Genomic DNA, 18,449 nt, shown 5'->3' with positions numbered 1-18,449 from the left:
CAATTTCATTTTAAAGCTACAAATGAAATTATTTGTTTTTTTATATCTTTTTAATTGGCACAAATAAATTAACTTTTAACTTTCCGTCTAGATCTTCAGCAACATTATTTAAGCAAAACTCTAAATTATCTCTATCATAATCTGCATCATACTCACTATTTGGTAGCCACTCTGCATACATGTATTGATACGCTTCACTTAATTTATGAGGTTCATCATAGAACTGGTATAGACCATATGTACCTCCATCTAATCTTTTAAATTGCACATCATGATGCTTTTCTTTATCGAAGTTTTCAGGAATCGTAACACATGCATCATGCCGGCACTTATGACTTGCAACAAGTTCAGGATTATCTAATGATATTCCGATAAATGATTGCTCTGGTGGATAAAGTTTATTTTCAATTGACCAATTCAGTAACTTTCCCCAGTGATCTTGTGGTTCAAAGTAGCTACCAGTTCGTCTTATATATGCTACTTCTAATGGTGGAAATTTTTTTATAAAAACTTTCATTTACATCTTCTCCCCTATAAATATGTACACTGTTTATTTAGCTTTCTTTAAATATTTATTCCTTCTTAAATAAAAAGAATCCTCTAATCACATGAATTTTAATTGAAATACAATTGATTACTATTACTACTACTAAAGTAGTATGTACTTTCATACTTTTATTTGATTTTAAATTCTTTTTAAATCGATATATTAATTGTAAGAAAATAAAAAGGTGGAGGATTTTAATTGATTAAAGGAATATACGAAGCGCATTTACCAGTATAATGTCCTATCAATTTATCATTAAATAAATGTAAAAAAAGACCCTATTTATTCATTTTTAATGCGTATGTATGTACATTTGTTAATTTATTCGATATATTATGGGTATTGAATGATTACGTGAAGTGTATAGGTCGCTTATATAACACCTTATATTTTTATATCCGTGAAAACTACAAAGTGTATGAAAATCCATTTGTCAAATGAATTTAGTGCGGAAGGAGGTTTGTGGTTACTTCATAGGGTATAATAATCAGTTTTTTACTGATAAAAATATAGGAGGCGACATAATGTTTCGTACGATTTCAAATTTCATGAGAGTAGCTGAGATAAGAAGGAAAATCCTTTTTACACTAGCGATGTTAATCGTTTTTCGAATTGGCACGTTTATTCCAGTTCCTCATACTAACGCAGAGGTATTAAAAGTACAAGATCAAGCTAACGTTCTAGGTATGTTAAACGTATTTGGCGGAGGAGCATTGCAACACTTCTCAATCTTTGCTGTAGGTATTACACCATATATTACAGCTTCCATCATAGTACAGTTACTACAAATGGATGTTATACCTAAATTTTCGGAATGGGCAAAGCAAGGAGAAATGGGCCGTAAGAAATCAGCTCAATTCACTCGATACTTTACAATCATTCTCGCATTCATACAGGCCATCGGAATGTCTTATGGCTTTAATAATATAGCAGGTGGACAATTAATAACAGATCAAAGCTGGACTACATACTTATTTATTGCGACAGTTTTAACTGCAGGTACTGCATTTTTACTTTGGTTAGGCGAACAAATTACCGCTAACGGAGTTGGTAATGGTATTTCGATGATTATCTTCGCAGGTCTCGTTGCCGCCATTCCAAATGTTGCAAATCAAATTTATTTACAACAATTCCAAAATGCTGGCGATCAGCTATTTATGCACATAATAAAAATTGTTTTAATTGGACTCGTAATTTTAGCGATAGTTGTTGGTGTTATTTACATTCAACAAGCTGTACGTAAAATACCGATCCAATATGCAAAAGCTGTTTCAGGAAACAATCAATATCAAGGAGCAAAAAACACTCATTTACCGCTTAAAGTAAATAGTGCTGGTGTTATACCAGTTATCTTTGCTTCTGCATTTTTAATGACGCCGCGTACAATTGCGCAGCTCTTCCCTGATTCAAGCGTATCAAAATGGTTAGTTGCAAATCTTGATTTCGCACATCCAATTGGAATGACACTTTATGTCGGTCTTATTGTTGCTTTCACATACTTCTACGCATTTATTCAAGTAAATCCTGAACAAATGGCTGAGAATTTGAAAAAGCAAAATGGATATGTTCCTGGTATTCGTCCTGGTAAAGCAACTGAACAATATGTAACTAAAATTCTATACCGTTTAACATTTATCGGTGCAATTTTCTTAGGTGCTATTTCTATATTACCGCTCATATTCACGAAAATTGCTACGTTACCACCTTCTGCTCAAATTGGTGGTACAAGCTTACTTATCATTGTCGGTGTAGCACTAGAAACTATGAAGACGTTAGAAAGCCAGCTTGTAAAACGTCATTATAAAGGCTTTATTAAAAAAGTGAATTAATTATCAAAAACACAGTTGGTTATTTTTCCAACTGTGTTTTTGATTTTGTCAGTCCTGTAATATACAGGGCTATTGCTTTATTAAACTACATCTCCTTCTCTAATAACCGCCCTTTTTTGAAATAAGTCCGTAGTGTTGAACGATTGGCCAAAAATACACCAATCAATATAAGACAAGCCCCCATTCCCATTGTAGGATTTAAAGGTTCTCCTAAAATGATATATCCCACAATTATTGCAATTAATGGTGATACATATAACCACGTCGATGGAAATACTGGATTTGTTTTTGATAAGAGCCAGTAATATAATCCGTGTCCACCAATCGATCCGATAAATATGAGATATAAAATAGGCCATTGCACACTCCATGAAGTTAATACGGTTACATTTGGTTGTTCTACAATAATAGATGCGATTAGTAGTAAAATCCCTCCATAAAACATTTGAATACCGTTAATAAGAAATGGTGATACATTTGATAAATCTGACAGTATTTCTTTCGAACGAATAGAGCCTATTCCGTAAAATAACTCCCCTATAACTAACACAATACAAGCAATACTCCATATGAAACTTACTTGTTGATGCATTCCTGGTAAAGAAACAAATATAACACCTGCTAGTGCAATAACTAAAGCAACGAGTTGTTCCTTTTGTAATTTCTCCCTATTCCTCTTTGCTTGTATTAATAAAATCATCATTGGTCCCGTAGCAGAAAGAACAGCAGCTAATCCCGAAGAAATATATTGTTCTGACCAATATAAACTTGCGAATGTCATAAATGTTAAACAAAATCCAGCATACATAATGCGTTTTGAAAATATATGTGGCATAATTTCTTTTCGCTTTAATTTAAAAATAATCATAAGGATTATGCCCGCTAAAAAGAAGCGAATTCCTGCTGAAAACAACGGTGGCGCCCCTGCTTCAATTCCAATTTTTATCGTTAAAAATGTTGTCCCGAAAATAATACATACTAAAATGTAATTAAAAATGACCATTTTGCTTCCTCCTTTTTACTCTTAGAATGAGTATAGAGGCTATGGTGTATAACAGTGTATCGGTACATATAACAGTTACTTCAAGTTGTAGTTGATTCCCTATATATTTTTCGCTTTAATTAAGTTAAAAAGAAAAATAGGTGAACCTATGAAAATTGTATTGCGTAAAGAAACAAACATACCGTATTACAAGCAAATATATATGCAAATTGTTGACAGAATACAAAGTGGTATGCTTTCACATGGTGAATCTCTTCCTTCTTTACGTTGTATGGCCACAGATTTACAAATCAATGTATTAACAGTTCGTAAAGCGTATAAACAGTTAGAAACGAAAGGGTATATACGCATCGAACAAGGAAAAGGTGCTTACATATATAAACGGGTAAAGAAAGATTTCAAACCAATTCCGTATAAATGGCAACAAATGAAAACGATTAATGTTATGCGTTCTCAATATGCAATGAATAAGCACCGTAAATATTATAATTTTTCACAAGCAATTCTGTATCCTCGTCTGTTACCAAATCCATTTTTGGCAGATGAAATGCATAAATTGCTGGATAAAAATCCGATGTTGTTAGCAACTTATGGGCCAGTTCAAGGCGATTATGAATTGCGAGTTGAAATAGCAAATTACTTAAATGAACACCAGAAATTAGTGACAGACCCATCTCAATTATTAATTACAAGCGGCGCACAACAAGGAATTGATTTAATTGCTCAAACATTATTAAAACCTGGAGATATTGTATTAGTAGAAAGTCCATGTTACAGTGCTGCGCTTGATATTTTCATCAATAAAGGTGTTCAAATCATTCCCGTTTCTCTTGATAATCATGGAGTTCGCTCCGACTTAATTGATGATATTTGTCAAAGTAAAAATCCCGTTTTATTGTATACGAATCCCACCTTCCAGAATCCGACAGGTACAGTAATGAGTAAAGAACGAAGAATGGAACTTATAGAACTATCGGAGTTATATCAATTTTTTATTATTGAAGATGATTCTTTCGGAGAAATATATTTTGAGGATGCTATAATCCCGCCCCCAATCAAAAGTTTTGATAAGGATGGCCACGTAATATATATAAAAGGATTTAGTAAAACGTTAGCACCAGGACTGCGTATCGCGGCACTTATTGCCGATGGTCCTATTTTTGAATGGCTATATGCAGTAAAAGGTTCAATGGATATCGGTAGTCCTTTATTAACACAGAAGGCACTTCTACCGTTTTTACGTGCAGAACGTATGAAAAACCATTTAGAAAAATTACGTACAGCTTTACAAATGAGACGTGATTTAACAATTGATATATTATCGCCATTAAAAGAACTACACTTTGAAATACCAAATGGAGGTTTTAATTTATGGGTGACACTACCTGATTCGATAGATCCCTTTACCTTATTACAAAAAGCAAATGAAGTAGATGTCTCTTTTTTACCAGGAACAGCTTGTCTATTAAATTACGAAACAAATGATAACCAATTAAGAATTAGCTATTCAATGTTAAACGAGAAAGATATGGAAATTGGATTAGAAAAATTACACGATACAATACGAAACAGTATTTGTTAGAAGTAATATCACAATAGCTAACAATAAATAATACTCGAAAATGAAAATGTATAGTATGGGATATTATTTATTGTTGAGCTTTTTCGTTATTCTGAACAACCGGTTTTAAAACTTGTCTTTCTTTTAATTCTTCAACAATACCATATTGATCAATAATAATTGCTTTCATTTCCTCTCCTCCTTGCTGTTTATTTTAATAACATACAATTATTTCTCAAAATTTTTTGCCTTGAATTAACATATAATTATTTTTGGGGGTAATTATGCAAGAAGCATTATAAAGTGAAACTTTAATCAACCCTCGCCAATCGGTTTTTTTCGGGAAGTTGGTCCCCTCCCAACTTCTTTACTTTCCCTGAATTTTAAGATGGGACTCTTACTGCCCAGCAAATAGCGGGATGAATTCCACCACGAATCTTACACACATCTTAGAATCATCCAAAACTGTTTTATTGATCAAATTCAAAAGAAATGGAGCTAACTATATGAGTGAAAAGATGTTTAAAATAAACGGAATTGATATATGTACAGAAAGCTTTGGAAACCCTAAGAACCCTGCTATTTTATTAATTATGGGTGCTACATGTTCCATGGTTTATTGGGATGAAGAGTTTTGTGAGCTGTTGGCTAGTACGGGGAAGTTTGTTATTCGCTTTGATAACCGTGATGTTGGGCGCTCTGTTGCCTATGAACCTAGAACTTCCAATTACACAGTAACAGATATGGCTGAAGATGCAATTGGAGTACTAGATGCTTATCATATTGATAAAGCTCACCTATTTGGCATGTCATTAGGTGGTATGATTGCTCAAATTGCCGCTGTAAAACATCCCGAAAGAATTTTGACGCTAACTTTACTAGCGACTAGTGTAATAGGATCTGATGACAATACTCGCGATTTACCTCCAATGGATGAAAGGATTTTAACACATCATGTAAATGGCACAAGTATAGATTGGGCAAATAAAAATGATGTGGCAGAGTATTTAGTTTCAGGATCTCGTCTATTATGTGGATCAGAACGAATATTTGATGAAAATAGAGTTTATAAACAAGTAAAACAAGAAATAGAACGCGCAAACAATTTATTAAGTATGTTTAATCACGCTTTACTTCAAGGTGATGATGCATATGAAGGTGTACTTCAATCCATACAAGCACCTACATTAGTTATTCACGGAACAGACGATACAGCACTACCATTTGAACATGGCCTCGCACTAATTAATGAAATTCCAAACTCAGTACTATTAACCCTTAAAGGGGCAGGCCATGAAAACCATCCAGATGACTGGGAAAGCATAATTAATGCTGTTTCTAAACATACATCTAAAATTTAGATAAATAACTAATGGAAGGGTCACAAATTGTATTGTGCCCCTTCCATTTACAAACAAAACCCCATCACTGTATTCGTATGTATAGTGATGGGGACTTCTTATATTTTTCTATGTTTAAAAAAATGGACAATCTAATTGATCAACAGATTCCCATAATTTTTTTTTTGCATTTTCAGTGGATGTATTTGTGTCTAGTGTCATGTTTTTAAAAGGGTTTACTTCGACTTTTAATAAGGATGAAGGCTCCACATATAATGAGAAAACATGGCTGCTTGGTAAAGCTTTAGAAACGTCAATATCTCCTACTTGTTTAAATAGTTGCTGCGCAGCAAAGAAGAAGAAATTAGTTGGATTTGATTGTTTATTCAGCCACGCAAGCATTTCAGGTGATACCGATTTATGAATATTGATTTTTACTCGATCACCACGTTTATATCGCCTAGATCGCATACTTCCACCAACTAACTTATCGTTAAGTTTGTAAATCCTAACTCTTTTTGCTTATGCTCTCTATATTTTGGCGAACAAGTATAGACTAATAATCCTCGTGCATTTGTAAATAACGGATTATCTACAAAGATTACATTTTTGAGTCGTCCTTTTTGCTTTAAAATCATTTTTAAACTGTTTTTAATAATTACTGCACCCCCGCCATAAATAAACACGTATGGATCGTCTTTCATATCATCAATTTTATTTATAATATCTGTTGCAACACGCGCTGCTAAACCTAATAGCGCTGGCTGTGATTCCTCAACTAATAATGTATTTCTCGGATGCTTATCATTTAAATAAATTTGATTGAATTCTGTAATGCTATCAATCGTTTTAGTTGGATACTTCCGGTTCCATCTCGTAATGATTTGTAGTAACGTCTCTTTTACACCATAAGATAAACCTTTACTTAGTTGCGGACGGAAATTCACCCCTAATGAAACGACTTCTTCTGTCGTCCCTGCGCCAATATCAAAAGAGAGTAGAGTTTTATCTACAAAATCAATTTCAGAAACTTGATTTTGCTCACATTCTATTTTATGTTTCACAACATTTCCTTCTTCATCGTATACAATGCCCCACGTCCCAGAAGCACCCTCAGGTAGGCATTTACAATACTCAATTGAAACATTAATTGTCACATCGCGTCCGTTCGGATAATGGAAAATAACCTTATGATTTCCCATATAACGTTTTGCATTTTCAGCAGCTATTTCTTGTGTAATAAGCTGCATAGGAAGAGCGACAGATAAATCATAACGAATATTAATATGGCTAGAAGTTGGACTTTGACGCATAGCGCTTACCGCCAAACCTGATAGTATTGTAATAACCATTAACTCATCCGTTGACTTATTTGATTTCTTCTCTACCTCAGTACCTTTTAATTGATCTTGAATGACTTTTTCTCCAACGATGTATCGTACATTATTTAGCATTAACGATGGCGAACTTATAGTCACATCAATGTGGTTTTCTAATTCAGATAATGAAACATCTACCTCATCTAAGAGTCCTGTAGGCTCACCTATATATAAAGAATAAATACTCGGAATAAAAATAGGGTCTTGCCCTTTCACCATTAACTTCAAACCGTTGTTTCCTGCATCTGCACCAGCTTTTAAAAGTATAGACATAACTACCCCCTAAATTAATCTGACATCCCTTCCAAATATATGCGAGCCCATTCTTTTACATTCAAATGTATTGTAATTTTTTATTTATCATAGAACTAAAATATTACATACTTACATATTTCGTGTAAAAAGTATTTGACATGATACTTTTCCAATTTTATACTTATATTTGTAAAGAGTTTTTTACAATCGAGGGGGCAATTATTTATTGAATACTAAAAAAACTATTTTTATAATCATTGTTTTAGCATTAATTGCAATACTAGTACATGGCACATATAAATACATAACTGAAGGTTCTATTTTGGGCGGTACGATTTTTGCTATTTCGTTAATACTTAGTAATTTAATTAATTACATTACTTAGGGAGATCCCCACGGTGTATCAGAAGAAAGTCAAGATGAAATGGGACAACAAATTACATATAAAAGCTTTAAAATTGCATATTTTGTGCTTGTAATTGTAATGTTCCTTATATTAATCTTCTCTGAAGGATTTTCTATGGGGGCTAATTTAGATGGAGTAAAAAACCTCCCTCTGTTCATCGCAATTTGCTCTTCCTTCTTTATTTATCCTATTGTCGAACTCGTAGTTGCAAAACAATATAAATAAAAAGATGAGGTTTTCTACATGTAGAAAACCTCATCTTTTTATATTTACATACCCTCTACAATTGCTTTTAATTTGTTCACAGTCCGCCAATTCCTAACTGTAGCTGGTGTATGTAACTTCTGAAACTGGTTCATTAATTTAGAATTTCGAATGCTATTTTTGAAAAACAAATAAACGACTTTCTCATCTATATAGCAATCTTCAAGTTCACTTTTAAATATAAGCAATTGACTACTCTCTTCTTCAGAAAGTACATTCGCTAAAAAAGCAACATGAACACTTTCTCCTTCTAACAATGAATGAACTTCATACGGACATTGCTTAATAATATTTATAAATTCATCATGTGTTCTTAGCATGACTGGAACATCGAAATCAAATTCATTTTTTATTTCCGTTTGTATTCGGTCTTTTAGAAAGTTTATATCTTCCTCAGATTCGAACACGATATTACCACTTTGTATATACGTTTTCACTTGTTTTAACCCTATTGATTCAAACACTCGTTTTAACTCAGCCATTTTGATTACTTTATGTCCACCGACATTGATTCCTCTTAGTAATGCAATATAAAGTGTCATACTATTCCCCCCACAATAAAATGAACTTATCAATTGAATCGATTTCCCCACTCATATTTCTCGGATATTTGTTTTAATTCTTCTAACATATCATGAATAGATAATACCTCAAATAAAATAATATACTCACTTGAAAAATGGTGATGATAATGATTTGGTTTATAATCTTTTAAATCATTTTTATAACTCCAAGTTGAGATATTAAAAAATTCACAAACTAACACTGTAAGAAAAACTGCAATCCCAGTTTTAATCACTCTTCCCCCAACGATATTCCATTTTCTATCTTGATTCATTTTTTATATCATTCATTTCTATTTCATTATATATATATTGTATATTATTAAAATAAAAAAACCTACTACATGAATATTCAAGAGTAAGTTTTCTATCTCATTATTTCATTATAGACAAATGCATTATTATTTGTTGGCCTATTGGTCCCATTCTTCTAAAACCTTTATCTTGGAAGCCGACTTTTGCATATAAATTTTGTGCAGGAATATTTCTTTCATTCACAGCAAGTACAACTTCATTTTTTATTGGAAAATAACGTTTTACAAACTCTTCTAATAATAACAATGACTTTTTAGCGAATCCTTTTCTTTGTCTATTGTGATTAATAGAAAATGATGTTAAAAGTAAAGCGTTTTTATTGTCTGTAAATTCCTGTACTCTATCGCCTGTTTGCAATGCGAAAAGACCCACCGGTACCCCATTGTAATCTAAAATAACAATCACATTTTTTGTACGATCACTTTTTGCTTTCTCCAGTAATGCGCTTGGATCTGATGTAAACTGAACTTGTTCACTTGGTAAAGTAAATGTTTGTATAACTTCTTTATATTTCTCCTTATACGGAACTAATTGAATTTCCCCTGTGTGTATGTTCATGCTAAACTCTCCCATTTTTTAGCTTATTAACTTATACCTTGCTGTGCTTTTGAATGCACTCTTCCATCTAAAAAGGTAATTTCAACAAATGAATTTGGATTGTTTCCTTTCCAAGCAAAAATTTGTTTAATTTGTGTAGAATGTTCTACCCCTTCTTCTATAAGTAAATCTCCTTCAAAACCAATTAAATCTTTCACTTCTGTATAAGTCATCCCTTCATTTATACTCGAAAAATGATTTATATTGATAGACTCTTTCTGTTGCCTTTCCATCACAGTAGAAGAAGTTGCTGTTTGATTTTTCACTTCTTTTCTCTGTTCACACGCTGTCATACTGAAACCTAAGCATAAACTAAACAATATACATGCGCTTTTTTTCATCATAACAGTTGTCCCTCCCATCATAATTAAACCATATTTTTCCTTAAAAATAAACTGAATATTTAATATTGTATTTAAAAACCTCGTACAATTAAGTACGAGGCTAATTTCATTTATTCAAATGATTATTTGATTGATCATCCTGTTCTTTTCTTAACTCTTGTTCTTCATCTTTTGGTAATTGTTTATCATTATCTTTAATTGGATTCGTTTCTCTATTTTCTATCATATCATTTGGAACTTGTGGCATTACTCGGCCCACAATAGCGGCTAATTCATCTAGTATACCTTCACCTGTTTTTCCTTTTTTAATTTGCTTTCCGATTTGTTTGAGCCGTTCATACGTATCAACATCTGCTACAACGACTGCATTAGCACCGTCAGGGTCATTTTTTAAACTTTCTGCAACAGAGTATTTAATTGATTCAACTCGAGTTCGATCAAGTTTTGCTTTTACATCAATACCTACAATAGCATATTTTCCAACAACGACCGCCGTTGCATCATTCACACCTGGCACACTTGCTGCTAAAGATGCTAAATGATCTGCTGCTTTTTCATTTGGCTTATTTGATTTATTCGTATAATTAACATTTTTCATTGAAACATTTTTTTGTTCCGGCTTTTCGTTTGGATTGTCTTTTTTTCCAATACTGCATCCAGTTATAACGAAGCAAAGCATCAATATATATATTAGAGTTTTCATTATTTTCACCACTTCACTATTAAGGTTTAATCATAAATTTTTTCAACAGCTTGCATTTTCTTTACCTTTTCCTCGGCCCCGCTATTAGCATTAATGAATATTTGGTACGTATCTTTTCCTAAAGTGCCTACAAATTCATAGCAAAGCACTTCATTATGCAAATCATTGACTACTAAAGCTTTACGTTCTTCCATGACTTTTACATCCGGATTGATTTTCTTTCTTGCTTCTGCTGCAGTTAGCTTTGCCGATGGAACTGTTCGCTTTTGATGTGACGCTAAATATTCTTTTGCGGAGAACCCAACGATAGAACCATCATCTAAAGCAATTTTCATTTGGATTGCTTCTGGATAAATTCGTACTCCATTTTCATTTACTACATACGTAAATACACCAACATTATCATATTGAGAGCTATCATAAAGCTCCATATTATTAAACTTATGGTCCTTTAAAAATTTCAAACCTTTACTACCTGCATCGTTTAAACTAACTTTCTGTTCTTTAATTTCGCGGTTATTCATAACCCAAATTGGATATCCGCCTTTTCCGGTAATATCCATATAGAACTCATTATTCGTTGCTTCATCTTTAATTTTCACACTATAGAAGGATTCTTTCGCACCTTTTCCGCTTTTCTCAACATCTACTTTTTCATTTCCTTTTAAATTCAGAAACGATTTTGCGATTTTCGCCGCTTCATCTTTAGAAATTGCCTTTCCTTCCGCTTCAAATCCGCCTTTTTTATTTTTTTGCGCACTTGTAAAGGTCGGTCCGAAGTTTGTAGAAGAATATGATGTTACGTTTTTCTCTACAGTTTTCAATCCATCAATAATTGTGTTATCTGCTGGATCGCGATTTGATGCAAGTGCCATTTCTACATCCATCCAGCGTAAATTATTTTTCAAAACAAGATGTTGTACTTTTCTTAGTTCATCTTGTATATTTCCTGCATTTGAATATAAAGTTTGTAGCGTTTTATATTCTTGCTCATTTAACGGCTCTTTTTCTAAATCACGAATGGCTGCACGGTAACTGAAATCACCGATATTCGCTAAAAATTCTTCCGTTTTATTAAATGGCATTAATGTTAAAGGAAGTTGCCCTACATCCGAGCGAGCTTCAGATGTTAAACGCCATACATCCGCTAATGCAGGTGATAAAGATGATCGTGAATTCATCGCAAGTGTTGTGCCAATTTTATCGTGTAATAAATCGACTTCGTATGCTAAATCATGGAATGCACGTTGATAGCTATTTTCCGCTCGAATTAAAACTGCATTTTTCTCTTGGTGCTCTTTATAGCCCCAATAGCCTGTTCCTACTACACCGACTGTTAATAATACAATGATAATACCTCGTAACATTGTCCCACCTCCGCTCTATTTACAGAAAATATGTTTACCGATTTTTTTAATTTGTGGACGAGTCCAAATCCATTTACTAGTCGCAGTATCTGGATTGAAATAATATAAAGCATTTCCTGTTGGATCCCATCCGTTAATCGCATCTAAAACTGCTTTTTTTGCTGTTTCATTTGGCGTTAAATATATTTGTCCATCGGCTACCGCTGTAAATGCTCTAGGTTCAAAGATTACACCTGAAACAGTATTTGGGAATGACGCACTTGTAACACGATTCAAAATAACGGCAGCTACTGCAACTTGTCCTAAATACGGTTCACCACGCGATTCTCCGTATACTGCGTTTGCCATAAGCTGAATATCATTTTGAGAATAACCGTTCGGAACATTTGTCCCTTTATTTTGAGGTGGTTTATTCTCTTGTGCAGTGCCACCGCTATTTCCTTTATTCGTTGTCGTCCCTTTATTAGCAGTTGACTTGTCATACTTCGTTGCCTTCACGAGCATTTGCTTCGTTTTAGCTCCAGCTAAACCATCAACGGGTAATCCGAATTTCTCTTGAAAATTCCGAAGTGCCCAATATGTACCCCATCCGAAAACACCATCCACTTTTCCCGTATAAAACCCGTTATATTTCAAACGAGATTGCAGTTCAATGACATCTTCGCCAGATGCTCCTCTTTGAATAACTTGATTAGAAAAAGCTTCTACATTCTTTAATTGTATACTACTGACCATTAAAGACAGTCCTATGAACGCAAGTAAAACTGCTATTTTAAAAATAGCTTTTTGGCGCATAATTTTCCCTCCTTAATTACGGAAATGATTTCTTGGTTATGTTTTGTAAAAGCCTCGCTTTTATGTAAAGAAGACAAAAAAATCCAAACTAATATCGTTGAAAAAATATGTAAACAATATAAAAAAGGATAAAAGGAGTTCATCATGAAAAAATTGTTAAAACGTGTCGCACTTGTCATTCTGTTCCTAACAACATGTTCAAATATATATACAGGCTTATCAATTGTTCATGCGCAGCCGCCGTATGCCAAATGGGGTAAACTTGCCGTAGAAAAGACGAAAGAACAATACCCAAAAGCAGAAATTATTGACTATCTTCATATAGGTAGAAAACCAAAAACAGTTCAAATAACTGTTGAAAAATTTAAATTGTGGTTACGTGAGAACGGAAAAGAATACGGTGTTTTTGTTGATGTAGAATTTGAAACGAAGACGGAGAAATTTATAAAGTTGTCGTTTCAGAAGACGAGTAGATAAAGTGAAACCTTAATCAGTGGGGGTTTTGTTCATCTCCCACTAATCATCAGCCCTCACCAATCGGACTTTTACGGGCAGCCCGACAAATAGCTGGATAAAGTGAAACCCCCACTGTTAAAAACAGACACAGTGGGGTTCTTGCATTTCTAAAATTCTTTTCTAAAGTTTCGATTCCCTAAAAATCTTACCAATATACAAATAGAGCCAATTACAACTGCTATCCCTATACTGTATAAAAGTACTTTACCATATCCACCTATTCTCGAATCTAAAAACGGATATGGATACCAATTCACGATTGGACCACGTATTAAGCTATATACAACGTAAAAAAACGGGAATAAAAGCCAACTTGCAGCTTGTTTCCAAGTGATTTTCTTAATAGGTGGATTTAAAATCCAATCTAAAAGCATTGCAATCGGCATGATATAATGTAGCACAGTATTTACCCATGGTATTGCCGTTTGAAGTGACTCTTCTAACCCTCTTAGTAACAAAAAATAAACGAGTCCTGTCGTAAGTATATATACCGTCGCCGCACCACGAAGTATACTAAACTGCTCTGAGCGACCAAATGTAGCTGTTCCGATACTACTTAAAAGGAGAATACATGCAACTAAAATGTTACTTTCGATAGTAAAGAAACTAAAAAAGTTAACTGGATTGAACGGTTTCACTTGTGCCCTGATTATGAATTGCGTAATAATGGCGCTACATACTAGAAGACTTAAACAGAATCTAAATAAAGATAAAATTTTTTCATCCTTCATACATTCCCTCCTTTTCTTATATATAATTAGAATTTCCCTGTACATGCTCAATAAATAGTTTTAATGGAACGAGCCCACGTTTTGGCATATGACTACTTATAATAGCTACTACTTCTAACTGAGGAATGATAACGATGTATTGTCCGCCGTATCCCATAGCGAAATATATACAATACGGTATGTGAAATCTTTCGGTATGTAATACCCACCAGTGATATCCATATGCGCCGACATGTTCATATGTTTCAAAATGCGCCCTACTTGACTCTTCTAACCATTTCGCTGATACAATTTCTTTTTCATTCCAATATCCATTTTGCAAACATAATTTTCCTAATTTTAATAAATCGGTAGATTTCATTTTCATACCGAAGCCGCCGACATATATACCCTGCGGATCTTGTTGCCACTCGTATTCGTTAATTTCTAATGGATTAAATAAATATTTCTTTGCAAACCGCTCTGTCGACATTCCAGTAGCTTCTTGAATAATATAGCTCAGTAAATGAGAAGAACCTGAATTATAATTCATTTTTGTAGCAGGTTCTTCAATTATTGGCTTTTCTAATATGTACTGTACCCAGTTCTCTGATTCTACAAAGTCATTTGGGAATACTACTCCATTCCCAAACTCTTTCCAGTCCTCACCAGTAGTCATTGTTAATAAGTGATATAGTGTTAAATTATGTTTTCCCCTAGGTACATTTTCAATCCACTCTGTGATCGGTGTATGTATATCATTTATATAGCCCTTATCAACTGCAATACCAATTAATAAAGATACGATACTTTTTGTAATCGAATTTATTTTATATAAGTTATTTGCACATTCGGGTGTTTTATAATACTCAGTTGTTAATTGTCCTTTTTGATAAACAAGAAATGTATTCACTTTTTTCTTTTCGAATTTATTTTCTAGTTGCTTGAAATCCAAAAACTTTACCTCCATTTAAATAGTTAATCCATTTATTATATCTTGTTCCTTCATTTTAAACATAATTGTGCTCAAATAAAAATAAACCTGTCAGCCATAATGAACTGACAGGTTTATTTTTATAATTTCGTACGAACATTCCAAAGCTCTGGGAAGAATTGTTGATCAAGTACTCGCTTTAAATAAGAAACACCGGAGGATCCACCTGTACCCATTTTATGTCCAATAATTCTTTCTACTGTTTTCATATGACGGAAACGCCATTGTTGTAGCCAGTCTTCAATATCAATCAATTTTTCAGCAAGCTGATATAAATTCCAATATTTTTTCACATCCGCATACACTTCTAACCATGCTGCTTCTACTGTTGCATCTTCTTCATAAGGCTGCGTAATATCACGGTTTAACACATCTTTATGAATAGGGAATCCTTCTTTTACTAATGCTTGAATCGCGACATCATATAGACTTGGTGCATGTAGCGCTTTATGAAGTCGTGCATGTAATTCTGGATCCTTTTCATAAATTTTTAATGCATGTGGCGTTTTATAGCCAAGTGCATACTCAATCATACGATATTGATACGATTGAAAACCTGAAGCTTGACCGAGTGAATCACGAAACTCAATATATTCTGATGGTGTTAATGTCGCAAGAATATCCCAAGATTGAATAATTTGAGACTGAATTTTTGATACACGTGCTAACATTTTAAAAGCTGGTTGTAATTTATCTTGTTTAATAGATTCAATCGCCGCATTTAGCTCATGTAAAATGAGCTTCATCCAAAGCTCACTTGCTTGGTGAATAACGATAAATAACATTTCATCATGATGGTCTGATAATCTTTTTTGAGAAGATAATAAACTATCTAATTGTAAATACTCCCCATACGTCATATTCTCTTTAAAATCCGTATGAATCCCTTTTTCCATAATCACTTTTTCATTTTCTTTCATATTAGCCAAACGCCCCTTTTATATGATTCTACTTATATTGGTCTAATAACGGCTCGAACTGGACTTCCATCCGCATCAGTTAATGCAAGTGGTAATGCAATCAATTCATAATCACCGTCTGCTACATGATCTAGTACGACATTTTCTAAAATATGAATTCCATGTTTAAATAATTGATGATGCGCTGCTAATTCTTTATCATCTAATGGATCAACTGATGGTACATCTACTCCAATTAAACGTATTCCTTTTTCTGAAAGAAACGGCGCTATATCAGCACGTAAATGAGGGATCACAACTGGAAATTCTTCAGCTTTCCCATGTGAAGATGTACGTAATAATAATCGTTCTACACCTTCTAAGTGAAAACTTTCTAGTTCTTTTTTTCCGATGCTTTCAAGATTAGAAACGTCAATAATCCGTGCTGGGCCAACATAAACTTGAACATCTAAATCTAATACTTTCTTTCCATCATTATCAAAATGAAATGGTGCATCAATATGAGTACCTGTATGAATACTCATCGTTAACTTTCCTACATTTACCGAGCCACTTTCTTCTTTTGACCATGAAACTTCATATGAGAACGGTGTGTCTCCTGGCCACGTTGCAATATCATTATTTAGCGGTTGTGAAATATCAATCCACTCTGATGTTTTCATGCTTATGCCACAACCTCTCGCTTATTTTCAAACTGTTTATACTCTTCTTCTTTCATAATTTTCTTTAATATTTGTACAGATTTCCACACTTCTTCATATGTGTTATATAAAGCGACCGGCGCCAGTCTTACTCCATTAGGTGCTCGGAAATCAGGGATTACTCCATTTGCTTTTAGCGCTTTACAAATACGTGCTGCTTCTGCATGTTCTAAATATATGTGCCCGCCACGTTTTTCATCCTCTAATGGATTTCCAATTGTAAATCCGAAATCTTTTAATTCGTAATCAATTAAATTCAGCATATATCTTGTAATATGTAAAGATTTTTCGCGTAAACGTTCAATACCAGCATCTTTAAAAATTTCAAGTGAACCAATTAAAGGTGCTGTACTTAATACGTGCGGTGTACCAATTTGATAAGCACCTGCATGATCGGCAGCTGTTAATGTATGCTCCATATCAAACTGCTTATCTTTTCTAGAACTAAACCATCCAGACAACCCTGGCAGTCTATTAAAATGTTTACTATTTACATAAATTCCTGCAACGCCACCCGGTCCTGCATTTAAATATTTATAATTGCACCAAACAGCAAAATCGACATCCCAATCTTTGAAATGATGCGGAATAGATCCTATTGAATGGCATAAATCAAATCCAATGTGAATGCTGCGTTTATGAGCTTCCGTTGTTAAACGTTTCATATCAAGAATTTGACCACTTCTATATAAAACAGAAGGTAATAAAATTAAAGCGATATCATCTTCCATCGCATGGATAATATCTTCTTCAGAAAGTGTTCTACCATCTCTGCTTTTCACTCTTACTAAATGTTCATCTGGATCTAATCCTTTTAAACGAATTTGACTTTGAAGTGCATATATATCTGACGGGAATGTTAATTCATCCGCAAGAATTTTTGTACGTATTCCTTTCGGCTCATAAAATGTGGCAATCACTTGGTGTATATTTGTCGTCGTGGAACCGGTTACAATAGTTTCTTCTGGTAAAGCTCCAATAAGAGGTGCAGTCAACTCACCTAATTTCTCCGAGAGAAAAAACCAAGGATACTCACCCTCTGTCCAGCCGTCAATGCCATACTCTTTCCATGAATCTAGCAAAGTAAGTAACGATTTCTCTGCTCTTTTTGAAAGTAGTCCTAATGAGTTTCCATCTAAATATATCGTTCCTTCTTTTTTATAGAATTCAGTTTGAAAATCTTTCAGTTCATCATGTTTATCACATTCAAGCGCATATTCATAATTCGGTTGAAATGGTTCTTTATACATGGTGTCACCTTCTCTTAATTTTCTTTTTATTCTAACTAATTGAAATATATCACCTCAATTGATACGACGTCAATGATATTATGTCAGTTG

General features: G+C 33.6%; 19 protein-coding genes and 2 pseudogenes. 5 read left to right on the top strand and 16 right to left on the bottom strand.

Annotated elements, in window-relative coordinates; all coding sequences use genetic code 11:
* Positions 1–40: 40 nt before the first annotated feature.
* On the bottom strand, positions 41–517 hold the full coding sequence (locus AU379_RS10275) for a GyrI-like domain-containing protein (protein ID WP_000862353.1): 477 nt from the start codon (positions 515–517) through the stop codon (positions 41–43).
* A 554-nt stretch (positions 518–1,071) separates the two neighbouring features.
* Here AU379_RS10275 and secY point away from each other — a divergent pair.
* Positions 1,072–2,376: a preprotein translocase subunit SecY gene (gene secY / locus AU379_RS10270; protein WP_000490133.1), complete on the top strand. Its 1,305-nt coding sequence runs from the start codon at positions 1,072–1,074 to the stop codon at positions 2,374–2,376.
* An 85-nt stretch (positions 2,377–2,461) separates the two neighbouring features.
* On the opposite strand, the gene AU379_RS10265 is transcribed toward secY, so the two are convergent.
* On the bottom strand, positions 2,462–3,379 hold the full coding sequence (locus AU379_RS10265; protein ID WP_000234333.1) for an EamA family transporter: 918 nt from the start codon (positions 3,377–3,379) through the stop codon (positions 2,462–2,464).
* A 148-nt stretch (positions 3,380–3,527) separates the two neighbouring features.
* On the opposite strand from AU379_RS10265, the gene AU379_RS10260 reads away from it, so the two are divergent.
* The gene (locus AU379_RS10260; RefSeq protein ID WP_000706791.1) at positions 3,528–4,961 is read left to right on the top strand and encodes a PLP-dependent aminotransferase family protein; all 1,434 of its coding nucleotides are present in this window, start codon (positions 3,528–3,530) and stop codon (positions 4,959–4,961) included.
* Positions 4,962–5,446: 485 nt separating this feature from the next.
* Positions 5,447–6,301, top strand: a complete 855-nt coding sequence (locus AU379_RS10255) for an alpha/beta hydrolase (protein WP_001291320.1) — start codon at positions 5,447–5,449, stop codon at positions 6,299–6,301.
* Between the two features lie 114 nt (positions 6,302–6,415).
* On the opposite strand, the gene AU379_RS10250 is transcribed toward AU379_RS10255, so the two are convergent.
* Positions 6,416–6,751 (bottom strand): hypothetical protein, encoded by a 336-nt coding sequence (locus AU379_RS10250; RefSeq protein ID WP_001257760.1) that lies wholly within the window; start codon positions 6,749–6,751, stop codon positions 6,416–6,418.
* Between the two features lie 11 nt (positions 6,752–6,762).
* The gene (locus AU379_RS10245) at positions 6,763–7,932 is read right to left on the bottom strand and encodes a ParM/StbA family protein (protein ID WP_000025622.1); all 1,170 of its coding nucleotides are present in this window, start codon (positions 7,930–7,932) and stop codon (positions 6,763–6,765) included.
* 208 nt (positions 7,933–8,140) lie between these two features.
* Between AU379_RS10245 and AU379_RS10240 the strand changes: the two are divergent.
* Positions 8,141–8,545: pseudogene (locus AU379_RS10240) on the top strand (hypothetical protein).
* Between the two features lie 44 nt (positions 8,546–8,589).
* Here AU379_RS10240 and AU379_RS10235 read toward each other — a convergent pair.
* From AU379_RS10235 to sleB, 7 genes and pseudogenes are all read right to left on the bottom strand, one after another.
* Positions 8,590–9,126 (bottom strand): DUF1697 domain-containing protein, encoded by a 537-nt coding sequence (locus AU379_RS10235; protein ID WP_000177395.1) that lies wholly within the window; start codon positions 9,124–9,126, stop codon positions 8,590–8,592.
* 225 nt (positions 9,127–9,351) lie between these two features.
* A pseudogene (locus AU379_RS30900) lies at positions 9,352–9,422 on the bottom strand (hypothetical protein); the annotation flags it as partial.
* A 100-nt stretch (positions 9,423–9,522) separates the two neighbouring features.
* Positions 9,523–10,035 carry a GNAT family protein gene (locus AU379_RS10225; protein ID WP_157462617.1) on the bottom strand — a complete coding sequence of 171 codons (513 nt, stop codon included), beginning with the start codon at positions 10,033–10,035 and terminating at the stop codon, positions 9,523–9,525.
* A gap of 11 nt (positions 10,036–10,046) precedes the next feature.
* Positions 10,047–10,403, bottom strand: a complete 357-nt coding sequence (locus AU379_RS10220; protein ID WP_000976447.1) for a hypothetical protein — start codon at positions 10,401–10,403, stop codon at positions 10,047–10,049.
* Positions 10,404–10,509: 106 nt separating this feature from the next.
* The gene (locus AU379_RS10215; protein ID WP_000854053.1) at positions 10,510–11,106 is read right to left on the bottom strand and encodes a YhcN/YlaJ family sporulation lipoprotein; all 597 of its coding nucleotides are present in this window, start codon (positions 11,104–11,106) and stop codon (positions 10,510–10,512) included.
* A 26-nt stretch (positions 11,107–11,132) separates the two neighbouring features.
* Positions 11,133–12,473 (bottom strand): germination protein YpeB, encoded by a 1,341-nt coding sequence (gene ypeB / locus AU379_RS10210; protein WP_000943727.1) that lies wholly within the window; start codon positions 12,471–12,473, stop codon positions 11,133–11,135.
* Positions 12,474–12,488: 15 nt separating this feature from the next.
* Positions 12,489–13,268, bottom strand: coding sequence for a spore cortex-lytic enzyme (gene sleB, locus AU379_RS10205; protein WP_001249053.1), 780 nt, complete (start codon positions 13,266–13,268; stop codon positions 12,489–12,491).
* A 144-nt stretch (positions 13,269–13,412) separates the two neighbouring features.
* Between sleB and AU379_RS10200 the strand changes: the two genes are divergently transcribed.
* Positions 13,413–13,745 (top strand): DUF3889 domain-containing protein, encoded by a 333-nt coding sequence (locus AU379_RS10200; protein ID WP_000734900.1) that lies wholly within the window; start codon positions 13,413–13,415, stop codon positions 13,743–13,745.
* A 146-nt stretch (positions 13,746–13,891) separates the two neighbouring features.
* Here the strand turns inward: AU379_RS10200 and AU379_RS10195 are convergent, their stop codons facing one another.
* From AU379_RS10195 to kynU, 5 genes are all read right to left on the bottom strand, one after another.
* A complete protein-coding gene (locus tag AU379_RS10195; RefSeq protein WP_061139198.1) occupies positions 13,892–14,515 on the bottom strand; it encodes a Pr6Pr family membrane protein in 624 nt (207 codons plus the stop codon).
* 16 nt (positions 14,516–14,531) lie between these two features.
* The gene (locus AU379_RS10190; RefSeq protein WP_000346265.1) at positions 14,532–15,449 is read right to left on the bottom strand and encodes a serine hydrolase; all 918 of its coding nucleotides are present in this window, start codon (positions 15,447–15,449) and stop codon (positions 14,532–14,534) included.
* A gap of 119 nt (positions 15,450–15,568) precedes the next feature.
* Positions 15,569–16,408 carry a tryptophan 2,3-dioxygenase gene (gene kynA / locus AU379_RS10185; RefSeq protein ID WP_000661957.1) on the bottom strand — a complete coding sequence of 280 codons (840 nt, stop codon included), beginning with the start codon at positions 16,406–16,408 and terminating at the stop codon, positions 15,569–15,571.
* 32 nt (positions 16,409–16,440) lie between these two features.
* Complete coding sequence (kynB, locus tag AU379_RS10180) at positions 16,441–17,070, bottom strand: arylformamidase (protein ID WP_000858062.1); 630 nt, start codon at positions 17,068–17,070, stop codon at positions 16,441–16,443.
* A 2-nt stretch (positions 17,071–17,072) separates the two neighbouring features.
* Positions 17,073–18,359, bottom strand: a complete 1,287-nt coding sequence (gene kynU / locus AU379_RS10175; RefSeq protein ID WP_061139197.1) for a kynureninase — start codon at positions 18,357–18,359, stop codon at positions 17,073–17,075.
* Positions 18,360–18,449: the final 90 nt, after the last annotated feature.

Origin of the sequence: Bacillus sp. JH7 (assembly GCF_001563515.1) — a bacterium.
Taxonomy (GTDB): domain Bacteria; phylum Bacillota; class Bacilli; order Bacillales; family Bacillaceae_G; genus Bacillus_A; species Bacillus_A cereus.
This window is presented reverse-complemented; position numbering and strand designations above follow the sequence as displayed.